This window comes from Streptomyces murinus, assembly GCF_002154555.1.
GTDB classification, from domain to species: domain Bacteria; phylum Actinomycetota; class Actinomycetes; order Streptomycetales; family Streptomycetaceae; genus Streptomyces; species Streptomyces murinus.
Map to the genome: position 1 here is coordinate 19755 of NZ_MUNF01000071.1, position 9649 is coordinate 29403.

General features: G+C 69.9%; 13 protein-coding genes and 2 tRNA genes. 1 reads left to right on the plus strand and 14 read right to left on the minus strand.

The annotated features are described in order from the left end of the window. Positions 1-14: 14 nt before the first annotated feature. The 7 genes from CCN72_RS05590 to CCN72_RS05615 form a co-directional block, all read right to left on the minus strand. The gene (locus CCN72_RS05590; protein WP_244174135.1) at positions 15-2402 is read right to left on the minus strand and encodes an ATP-binding protein; all 2388 of its coding nucleotides are present in this window, start codon (positions 2400-2402) and stop codon (positions 15-17) included. Further along, on the minus strand, positions 2395-3006 hold the full coding sequence (locus CCN72_RS40270) for a DUF6879 family protein (RefSeq protein WP_237553486.1): 612 nt from the start codon (positions 3004-3006) through the stop codon (positions 2395-2397). The genes CCN72_RS05590 and CCN72_RS40270 overlap by 8 nt, the downstream gene beginning before the upstream one ends. Next, entirely contained in the window at positions 2999-3268 is a 270-nt protein-coding gene (locus CCN72_RS05595) for a hypothetical protein (protein WP_086806565.1), read from the minus strand. The genes CCN72_RS40270 and CCN72_RS05595 overlap by 8 nt, the downstream gene beginning before the upstream one ends. 122 nt (positions 3269-3390) lie before the next feature. Next, a complete protein-coding gene (locus CCN72_RS05600) occupies positions 3391-3792 on the minus strand; it encodes a hypothetical protein (protein WP_086806566.1) in 402 nt (133 codons plus the stop codon). A gap of 149 nt (positions 3793-3941) precedes the next feature. Further along, on the minus strand, positions 3942-4118 hold the full coding sequence (locus CCN72_RS05605) for a DUF397 domain-containing protein (RefSeq protein ID WP_086806567.1): 177 nt from the start codon (positions 4116-4118) through the stop codon (positions 3942-3944). A 5-nt stretch (positions 4119-4123) separates the two neighbouring features. Further along, positions 4124-4333 carry a DUF397 domain-containing protein gene (locus CCN72_RS05610; protein WP_086806568.1) on the minus strand — a complete coding sequence of 70 codons (210 nt, stop codon included), beginning with the start codon at positions 4331-4333 and terminating at the stop codon, positions 4124-4126. Beyond that, on the minus strand, positions 4330-5205 hold the full coding sequence (locus CCN72_RS05615; protein WP_086806575.1) for a helix-turn-helix domain-containing protein: 876 nt from the start codon (positions 5203-5205) through the stop codon (positions 4330-4332). Before CCN72_RS05615 ends, CCN72_RS05610 begins: the two co-directional genes overlap by 4 nt. Before the next feature lie 156 nt (positions 5206-5361). Between CCN72_RS05615 and CCN72_RS05620 the strand changes: the two genes are divergently transcribed. Continuing rightward, positions 5362-5787 carry an ATP-binding protein gene (locus CCN72_RS05620; protein ID WP_086806569.1) on the plus strand — a complete coding sequence of 142 codons (426 nt, stop codon included), beginning with the start codon at positions 5362-5364 and terminating at the stop codon, positions 5785-5787. Here CCN72_RS05620 and CCN72_RS05625 read toward each other — a convergent pair whose 3' ends face one another. The 7 genes from CCN72_RS05625 to CCN72_RS05655 all read right to left on the minus strand — a co-directional run bounded on the left by CCN72_RS05625 (position 5788) and on the right by CCN72_RS05655 (position 9563). Beyond that, complete coding sequence (locus tag CCN72_RS05625; RefSeq protein ID WP_086806570.1) at positions 5788-7263, minus strand: DHA2 family efflux MFS transporter permease subunit; 1476 nt, start codon at positions 7261-7263, stop codon at positions 5788-5790. Positions 7264-7378: 115 nt separating this feature from the next. Then, complete coding sequence (locus CCN72_RS05630) at positions 7379-7954, minus strand: TetR/AcrR family transcriptional regulator (RefSeq protein ID WP_202452627.1); 576 nt, start codon at positions 7952-7954, stop codon at positions 7379-7381. 140 nt (positions 7955-8094) lie between these two features. Further along, positions 8095-8523, minus strand: a complete 429-nt coding sequence (locus CCN72_RS05635) for a MaoC family dehydratase (protein WP_086806572.1) — start codon at positions 8521-8523, stop codon at positions 8095-8097. 7 nt (positions 8524-8530) lie between these two features. Further along, the gene (locus CCN72_RS05640; RefSeq protein ID WP_086806573.1) at positions 8531-8983 is read right to left on the minus strand and encodes a MaoC family dehydratase N-terminal domain-containing protein; all 453 of its coding nucleotides are present in this window, start codon (positions 8981-8983) and stop codon (positions 8531-8533) included. Positions 8984-9116: 133 nt separating this feature from the next. Then, entirely contained in the window at positions 9117-9281 is a 165-nt protein-coding gene (gene rpmG / locus CCN72_RS05645; RefSeq protein WP_003948671.1) for a 50S ribosomal protein L33, read from the minus strand. A 90-nt stretch (positions 9282-9371) separates the two neighbouring features. After that, positions 9372-9444: transfer RNA gene (locus CCN72_RS05650), tRNA-Met, on the minus strand. Positions 9445-9490: 46 nt separating this feature from the next. Then, positions 9491-9563 (minus strand) — tRNA-Thr (locus CCN72_RS05655). Between the last annotated feature and the right edge of the window lie 86 nt (positions 9564-9649).

Genomic DNA, 9649 nt, shown 5'->3' on the forward strand with positions numbered 1-9649 from the left:
GTGCCGGTCCGGGATCACTGGCCGAGGTCGTCGTGCGGTGATCGTCGTACGACGCTCTCCCGTAGTCGTACGGCCCGTGGGTCGGTGAAGGCGGTGAGCAGGCCGAGCGCGTCGGACCGTGCGTCCTCGGCCTCCTGCGGCTCGGGGACGTTGTCCAGGGCAACCGCCAGGTGGGTGAGTGCCAACGCGGTCTCCCACGCCAGCCGGAGGTCCCGATAGGTCGCCACGGCCCGGCGGTGGCAGTCCGTGGCCTCCCGGGCCCGGCCGAGTTGCAGACACGCCTGCCCCAGGCCGTCCCAGGCGGCGGCTCGGCGGGCGCGGTCGCCGAGATCCTTCTGGAGCGTGGCGGCGCGCCGGTAGGAGGCCGCTGCCAGGGCGGGCTGTCCGGTGGCGCGCCGGGCGTCACCCAGCGTCAGGAGCCAGTAGGCCTCGGCGGCCGTGCTGCGGATGCCGGTGGCGATGGCCACGGCCTGCTCGGCGTGTGCCAGCGCGGCGTCCGCGTCGCCACTGTCCAGTTCCGCGGTGGCGAGGAGCCGCAGGGCGTTGCCCTCTGCGCGGCGGTCGCCGTGGCCCCGGAACGCCTCGATCCCGCGGTGCAGTCGGCCCAACGCGTTCTCGGGGTGCCCCAGTTCCAGTTCCACCTGCGCGAGGTTGACCGCCGTACGCGGCTCCCAGAAGTCGTCGTTCCGGGCGGCGAACAGCGCCCGGCTGCCCTCGAAGGCCGCTTGCGCACGCGCGAGGTTGCGGCGGCGCAGTTCCAGCAGGCCGAGGCCGTTGAGCGTCAGGGCCTCGCCGAAGGTGTCGTGCAATTCCCGGCGCAGGGCCAGCGCCGCTTCGTAGTGGCCCGCCGCCGATTCCAGATTCTGGGACTGGACGTACGCCATGCCGAGGCTCTCCTGGAGTTCGGCCTCGGCGCCTCGGTCACCGTCGCGCCGGGCGGCCTCCAGACCTGTCCGGGAGGTGACGAGCCACTCCTGGATCGGGTGGTCGGTCATGTAGACGGAGCGCAGGACCACCGCCAGCTGCCAGGCGAGCCGGTCCTGCCCGGCGCTCGCGGCCGCGCGCACAGCGGCCACGAGATTGTCCCGTTCGGCCTCGTACCAGCGCATCGCCTGCGCCTCGTCGGCGAACCGCGGTTCGGGCGGTCTTCCCTCCGCGGGTACCAGCGCCACGCGCGGCTCCTGCGGAGCGACCCGGGCCTGGACCGCGTCCGCGGTGTACAGGTACCAGGTCAACACCCGGCGCAGCGCCGTTTCGCGCTCTTGCCGGGTCTGTTCCAGCCGTGCCTGGTCGGCCGCGTAGGCGCGCAGCAGGTCGTGCAGTCGGAAGCGGTCGGCGGCGGTCTGTTCGACCATGTGCGCGGCCGCGAGGACGTCGAGCAGGCGCCGGGCGGTGCGCGCGTCGACATCCGCGAGCGCCGCCGCGGCCGTATCGCTGAAGTCCGGCCCAGGGTGCAGCCCGAGCAGCCGGAAGAGCCGGGCGGCATCCGAAGGCAGCGCCCGATAGGACCATGTGAACACGGAACGCACCGCCTCGGATTCGTCGCCGTCGTGTGCTGTCAGCGCTTCCCACCGGCCGGAATCGTCACGCAACTCGCCGATCAGATCCGTCAGGGGCATCAAGGGTTGTCCGGCGGCGCGCTCGGCGGCGATTCTGAGCGCCAGTGGCAGGCGCGCACACAGGGTGGCGAGTTCCGCCACCAGCGCGGGATCGTCTCCGTCCCGGTACCCCGCGATGACGCCGCACAGCAGGGCGACCGAGCCGTCCTGGCCGAGCACGTCCAGGGTGAGGCGCCGGGCCCCTTCCCGGATGGTCAGCCCGGGCAGCCGGTGTCTGCTGGTCACGATGACCAGACATCCCGGCGCCGCGGGCAGCAACGGCCTGACCTGGGACGCACCGACGGCGTTGTCGAGGACGAGCAGGAGCCTGCGGTCGGCGAGCCGTGACCGGAAGGCCGCGGCCATGTGCTCGCCGTCGTCGCGTACCGCGTCCGCGGGGGCACCGAGGGCCTTCAGGAAGCGTTCGAGAACCCGCTCGTACGTGATCGGGGCCTGCGGGTCGTGGCCGTGCAGATCGGCATATAACTGCCCGTCCGGGAAACGGTCGCGGACCAGGTGTGCCCAGTGCAGCACCAAAGACGTCTTGCCGACTCCCGCGGTACCGGTGACGACCAGCACGCGCGCGGCGGGGCCGTCGTCGAGCAGCCGGTCCAGCGCGGCGCGTTCGGCACATCGGTCGACGAAGCCGCTTCCGGCGAGCGGGAGTTGATACGGCACCGGCGCTCGCGCCAGCTCGGCGGCCGGGGCGTGGAAATGGATCCCGCCGTGCACATCGCGGGCCTGTACGACCTCATGGGCCGTGCCGGAGAACGAGGAGGTGACCTCCCCGCGCGGCTCAGTCACCTGCCGGCGGTTCGAGAGGTGCCACTTCACGGTCGAAGAACGTGCCGACGTCCTCCCCCAGCCCGTACAGCTTCTCGATCCATGCCGCGACCCGGTCCCGCGCGCCCGTGTCGAGGTGGCGCACGGCGCCTTCCAGGACACCCTCGGCGTCATAGCGGATCTCGTACACGGTGTCGTCGTTCAGCGTGATCAACTCCGGTACCGGGGACTCCGCCTCGTATTCCGCGAGGGGTTCCGGTCCGAGGACGCGGATCAGCTCACCGCACTCGGCCCGCACGCGCAGCAGGTGCAGTTCCCACTGGAGGTACGGCGTGAGCGGCGTCTCCACGACGCGGACACGCAGCAGGCGGCAGCGGTGACGGGCGGCCAGCCGGGACAGGTCCGACAGTCCGGAACGCTGTGCCTCGATCAGCCTCAGCGCCTCCCGCCAGTCACCCCGCACGAAGGCTTCCCAGCTCGCGTCGCCCGGCTCGCGGAAGTGCTGGCGGCGCTCCAGCTTCCATGAGTCGTATCCGTCCACGGCGAAATCCCTGCGGCGGAAGTCCTCGCGGTAGGCGTCCAGTTCCAGCGGTTCGCCGGGAGCGGCGCCAAGAAGGTCACGCATCCGGGATATGGGCCTTGGCGGCGAGCAGAGTGAGCCGTGGAATGACCACGAGGCGCTCCCCGGCGCCGATCACCGCGTCTTCGGGCAGGCCCTCGGAGTATGCCTGCGTGAGATCACGCCCGATGACCGCGAAGTCGCCGTTGTCCAGCTCCCAGATGTCCGGGCAGCCGTCCCGGCCCCCGGTCGTCCCCAGTTCCGCCGGCGCGACACCGATACGCCGAACCAACCGCGCCTGCGGATCCGCGTCCCATGTGTGTCCCATGCCCCGCCCCCTGCGTCGCTGACCCGGACAGCGGACAGCCTACTCAGCGTATGGATACGACGACAGTCCGTCCACGGCCATAGGGCGTGCGCGCCCTCCGCCGAATACCGACGACCGGACGCCTACAGGGGGCGGACGAAGTTCCGGCTGTTGTTGTGGTGGAACACGGTGAGCCCGGTCTGCGAGGAGCCCTCGGGGCGGGTGGCCCAGCGTTCGACGCGGGCGATCTCGGGGCATTCCGCGGCGCCGATCGCTCCGGCGAGCCAGACGTCCGCCGCGTCATCGGGCTCCGGGGCCGGCGCCGAGAACGGGGTGTCCGAGACCGGCTGCTCCTCGTGCTCGTGCTTCTCCCCGTCGGCCAACTGGTGCGTGATCTGCCACCGTTCCTCGCGGTCCCCGCGGGTGAGGACCACGCCGAAGGGGACCTTGGCCTCGCCGGCCTCCGCGCAGGACTGGACGCGGCTCACGCCGGGGGTGTTCTTCACGGTGTCGATCAGCCAGTCCTGGAAGCGTTCCGGACGCATGTGGTGCATTCCCTCTGTCGGCGGCGGAGCCCGTCAGGGTAGGAGTGCGACCGGAACGGCACGCTGTGAAACGGGACCGCCTCACACCATCGTGGTAACTGCCGCCCGCCCCTGGTGGTGACCGGGGCAGGCGGCGTGTGACGGGGAGGTCAGCTGTACGAGGCGTACGGCACGAACTCCGCCCAGGCCTCCGGCGTGAGCGTGAGGCGGGGGCCGTCGGTGTTCTTGGAGTCACGGATGTGGACCGTGCCGGGGGTGACGGCGAGTTCGACGCAGGACTCGCCGTCAGTGCCGCCGCTGTAACTGCTCTTGAACCACGCCAGCATGTTTGTCAGTCCTCCGAGGCGTACGGCACGAAGTTCGCCCACGCGGCGGGAGTCAGCGCCAGCCGGGGGCCTTCCACGTTCTTGGAGTCGCGGACGTGAATCGTGCCGGGGGTGACAGCAAGCTCGACGCAGGACTCGCCGTCAGTGCCGCTGCTGTAGCTGCTCTTGAACCACGCCAGCTCGGAGGCGTCCCCGGCAGTGGTCTTGCGGATCATGTTTCTCCCAGCAGTTGCTCGATGAAGGCCAGCGACGCCCTTGGAGTGAGCGCCTGAGCCCGGATAGTGCCATACCGCAGCTCAAGGATGCGCAGATGTTTGGGTTCGGAGATTGGTCGGCCGTTGAAGGCCCCGTCGGACCGACCCACCGCCGTACCATCCGGGAACTTCAGCAGTTCGATCCTGCCGTCCAGCCCTGGATGAGGCTCAGTGTTCGTCGGCATGACCTGAAGCGCGACGTTGTGCAACTGCCCCACCTCCAGCAGACGTTCGAGCTGCCGTCGCCACACCATTGTGCCCCCAACCTGCCGATGCAGTGGGGCCTCTTCCAGCACGAAGTGAAGCGACGGAGACGGATCCCGCTCGAAGACCGACTGCCGGGCCAGACGAGCCCCCACCATGCGCTCCAGGTCGTCCGGCGAGTACGGGGGTTGCCGAGCTTGAATCAGAGCCCGCGCGTGCTCAGGAATCTGTAGCAAGCCGTTGATGCTCTGGCACTCGTACACCCCGATCTCGACCGCCTTGGCCTCCAACTTCCCCAGATCCCGAATCTTTTTCGGATACCGGATCCTCTTGACGTCCTCCCACGTCGCCTCGATGACCCCGTTCGCGTTCAGCACCCGGTCCGCGTCGACCAGATACTCCCGCCGTGGAATCCGCTTCCCCGCCTCGACCTTGTAGACCAGGTCCTCGCCGTACCCCACCAGCGCCCCGAACTCCGCGGCGCGCAACCCCGCCGCCTCGCGCAGCAGTTTCAGCTGCCGGCCCACCATCGTGATCACGGCGACACCCCACTCGTCGTCCGGATCCACCTCCCAGCCCGGCTCGTCCGCCTCGCCGTCGGGCCGTACCGTCTCGCCGTCCACCGACATCCCGCACCCCTCCGTCGTCCCGCGCGCGTACCGCGTCGCACTACCCGGAGCAACGATCCCGACAGCCTGGACAGCACCGGACAACCAGCCGACAGTCACCGCACGCAACCGCTCGATCACTCCTCACGGTAGGCATTTCCGGCCACGCTGAGAGGCATGAACCAGGAAATCGTCGAGGCCACGGCCCAATCCCCCACGCCGTCACCGGATTTCAGCCTGCTGCTGTCGTCCACCCGCCGAGGGGCCCGGCTCGCCCGGTTGCTCACGGAGGCGCAGCTGCGGCGCTGGGGGCTGCCCACGGAGACCGCGAGTCATCTCGTGGCCGAGCTGGCGGCCAACGCCGTGACGCACGGCCGGGTGCCGGGGCGGGACTTCCGGCTGACGCTGAGCCTCGTCGGCGAGACGCTGCGGATCGAGGTCACGGACACCCGCGGTGAACGGCTCCCCACGCGCCAACGGCCCGCCGAGGACGCGGAGTCGGGCCGTGGCCTGCTCCTCGTGGACGCTCTGGCGGACCGCTGGGGTGTGCGGGAGGACCGGTTTCCGTGCAAGACGGTGTGGGCGGAGTGCTCGCTCGGCTGATCAGCCGGACGTGGGCTCCAGGGCCGGTGCGGAGGTGGTCTCGGGCAGGGACTTCGGGCCGCTGGTGCGGCCGCGGCCCGGGATGGCCAGGCTCGCCAGGGCCGCGAGGGCGACCACGGCGGCGCCGGTGACCAGGGCGGGGCGCAGACCGTCCACGAAGGACTGGGCGGAGGTGTAGCCGCCGTACGCGGAGAAGATCGAGGACATGACCGCGATACCGAGCGCGCCGCCGACCTCGCGCAGGGCGTTGTTCGCGCCGGAGGCGATGCCCTGCTCGTGCGGGCGGACGCTGGACATCACGAGGTTGGCGGCCGGGGCGAAGTAGAGGGCCATGCCGATGCCGCTGAGTATCAGGGCGGGCAGCTGGACCTCGTAGGAGGCGTGGGCGGTGACCACGTAGGCCATGTAGCCGAGGCCGGCGGCCTGGAAGAACAGGCCGGCCGCGACGACCGGGCGGCCGCCCACCCGGTCGGAGAGGACTCCCGCTATGGGCGCGACGAGCATCGGCATACCGGTCCACGGCAGCATCCGCAGCCCCGCCTCGGTGGGCGAGTAGCCGAGGACGCCCTGCATGTACTGGCTGAGCAGGAAGATCGAGCCGAACATCCCGACGAACATCAGCATGCTCGCCGCGTTGATCCCGGAGAAGGCGCGGGAGCGGAACAGCCGCATCGGCAGCATGGGGTTGGCGGCGCGGGAGCCGTAGACCACGAAGGCGAGCAGGAGCGCGCCGCCGGCCGACAGCGCGGTCAGGACCACCGGGTCCGTCCAGCCGTCGGAGGGGCCGCGGACCAGGCCGTAGACGATCCCGAAGAGGCCGCCGCTGGCCAGCAGGGTGCCGGGGACGTCCAGACGGGCGCCGGAGCCGCGGGACTCGGCGAGGCGCAGCCGGGCGAAGGGCAGCGTGAGCAGGCCGAGCGGAACGTTCAGCCAGAAGATCCAGTGCCAGGACACATGTTCGGTGAGGCTGCCGCCGATGAGCGGCCCGGAAGCCACGGCCAGGCCGTTGACGGCGCCCCAGATGCCGTACACGGTCCCCCGTTTGGCGGCGGGCACGGCCGCCGTCAGCAGGGTCAGCGTCAGCGGCATCATCACGGCCGCGCCCACGCCCTGCACCGCGCGGGCGGCGATCAGGGAGTCGATGCCGGGGGCCATCGCCGCGGCGGCGGAGGCGCCGGTGAAGACCGTGAGCCCGGCGATGAACAGCCGCCTGCGGCCGAACCGGTCGCCGAGCGCGGCGCCGAACATCAGCAGGCAGGCGAAGGTGAGCGTGTACGCGCTCACGGTCCACTCCAGGTCGTCCAGCGCCCCGCCGAGGTCCTTGCGGATGGCGGGCAGGGCGGTGGTGACGACGAGGTTGTCCAGGGCCGCCATGAATCCGGCGACGCTGGTGACGAGGAGGGCCCAGACGGCGCTCCGGCGGGTCTGCCGGGCCTCGTGGTCCTGATCGGTCTGCTGATCGGTCTGCTGTGACATCGCTCCCCCGGGGAATGAGTTCCCAGTCGTTTCGGGTTTGGTTAGTAATCGATGACTAACTTTTGCGGGCGCACGTTCGTCCACAGGTGCGCCCCGCCGTGCCCGCGGGCCGCGGCTACGCGTCCGGCTCGCCCGTCTCCCGTTCGAACGGGAGCGTGTCCAGGCCCTCCCACACGCGGTGTCCGCGCGGGAAGCCCATGGCCACCAGGCAGTTGATGAGCATTCCGTAGGCCATGAACTCGGTCGTGTTCTCCACGCAGGTGCCGAGCGGCAGATCGACCGCGTCCCACAGCCGCATCCAGCCGGCCCGGACGGTCTCGCCGAACTCCCGGTCGCCCTCTTCCTCGGCGGCGGCGACGGCCAGGTACATCTGCATCTGCATCATCAGCCGCGAGGGCCGCTCGACGATCGCCGTGGTGTAGGCCTCGGCCATGGCGCGCAGGGCCTCTTCCCCCTCCAGGCCCTCGGTCGCCTCGACGAACATGCCGATGGTTTCCTCCACGCAGCGTTCGGCCGCCGCGAGGAAGATCGCCCGCTTGCCCGGGAAGAGCCGGAAGAGGTACGGCTGCGACACGCCGACCCGCTTGGCGATGGCCTCGGTGGAGGTGCCGTAATAGCCACCCCTGCCGAACTCCTCCATCGCCGCGCGGACGACGCTCTCGCGCCGCTCCTCTGCGCTCATCCTGACCATGGGCGGTAAGTTAGTACTCAATTACTACTTTGCGCAAGTGGCTCCGGCGCCAAGAGGCTTCGGGTGCGCGTAAGGGGCGCCTCGCCGTGGCGGACGCCCCTTACGCGCGTACGGTCGTCGTCAGGCCGGCCGTACGGTCGTCAGGCGAGCCGTACGACCGCTCGCGACATCCCCAGCACCTTCTGGCCGGCGCTGGTCGCGGTGAGGTCCACGCGGACCGTGTTGTCGTCCAGCTTGGCCGCGACCTTGGCGCTGACCTCGATCAGGGCGCCCTGGTCGTCGTTGGGCACGACGACCGGCTTGGTGAAGCGGACGCCGTACTCCACGACCGCGCCCGGGTCGCCGAGCCAGTCGGTGACCACACGGATCGCCTCGGCCATGGTGAACATGCCGTGCGCGATGACGTCAGGCAGGCCCACCTCCTTGGCGAACTTCTCGTTCCAGTGGATGGGGTTGAAGTCACCGGAGGCACCCGCGTAGCGCACGAGAGTGGCGCGCGTCACGGGGAAGGTCCCCGCCGGGAGTTCGGTGCCGACCTCGACATCGTCGTAGCCGATCTTCGCCGTCATCAGCTGCTCAACCCTCCTCGGCCGCGCGGGCCACGAGCTTGGTCCAGGCGGTCACGACGTGCTCGCCCGCCTCGTCGTGCACCTCACCGCGGATGTCCACGATGTCGTTGCCCGCGAGGGACTTGATCGCCTCGATGGTGGAGGTGACCGTGAGCCGGTCGCCTGCGCGGACCGGGCGGCGGTAGGCGAACTTCTGGTCGCCGTGCACGACCCGGCTGTAGTCCAGGCCGAGCTGCGGGTCCTCGATCACCTGGCCGGCGGCGCGGAACGTGATCGAGAACACGAAGGTCGGGGGGGCGATCACATCGGAGTGCCCGAACGCCTTGGCGGCCTCGGGGTCCGTGAACACCGGGTTGGTCTCCCCCACGGCCTCGGCGAACTCGCGGATCTTCTCCCGGCCCACCTCGTAGGGCGCGGTGGGCGGGTAGGTCCGTCCCACGAAGGACTGGTCGAGCGCCATGGCCCGGCACCTCCTGATGTCTGGATGTGAGGGTCCCAAACTAGCCGGGGCCCGGAACCGGCCGGAGGCCCGACCGTGAAAACGCCGCGAGGCCGCCCCCCTCGAAAGGGGACGGCCTCGCGGACGAGCCTATTTATCGCGTTTCGCGATGCGCGGTGTGCGCATTGCAACGCGGGCAGTGCTTCTTCATCTCCAGTCGATCCGGGTTGTTACGCCGGTTCTTCTTGGTGATGTAGTTCCGCTCCTTGCACTCCACGCAGGCCAGCGTGATCTTCGGGCGGACGTCGGTGGCAGCCACGTGAGTGCTCCTAAGACGAACGGATGGGCTTATTCAACGCAAGAAAGAGTAGCCGATTGAAGGACCGACCCCACAATCGGCTACTGTCAGTAGCGGTGACCGGACTTGAACCGGTGACACAGCGATTATGAGCCGCTTGCTCTACCGACTGAGCTACACCGCTTTGATGAGATCGGAACCCGTCTTGCGACGGGAACCTCTCACACCAGAGCCCCAAAACGGAATCGAACCGTTGACCTTCTCCTTACCATGGAGACGCTCTGCCGACTGAGCTATTGGGGCGAGCGATGAAGACATTACACGGTCCGCCGCCGTTCACCCAAATCCATATCCACGCTGGGCCGGGACGCCTGTCGACGGGCCTGACG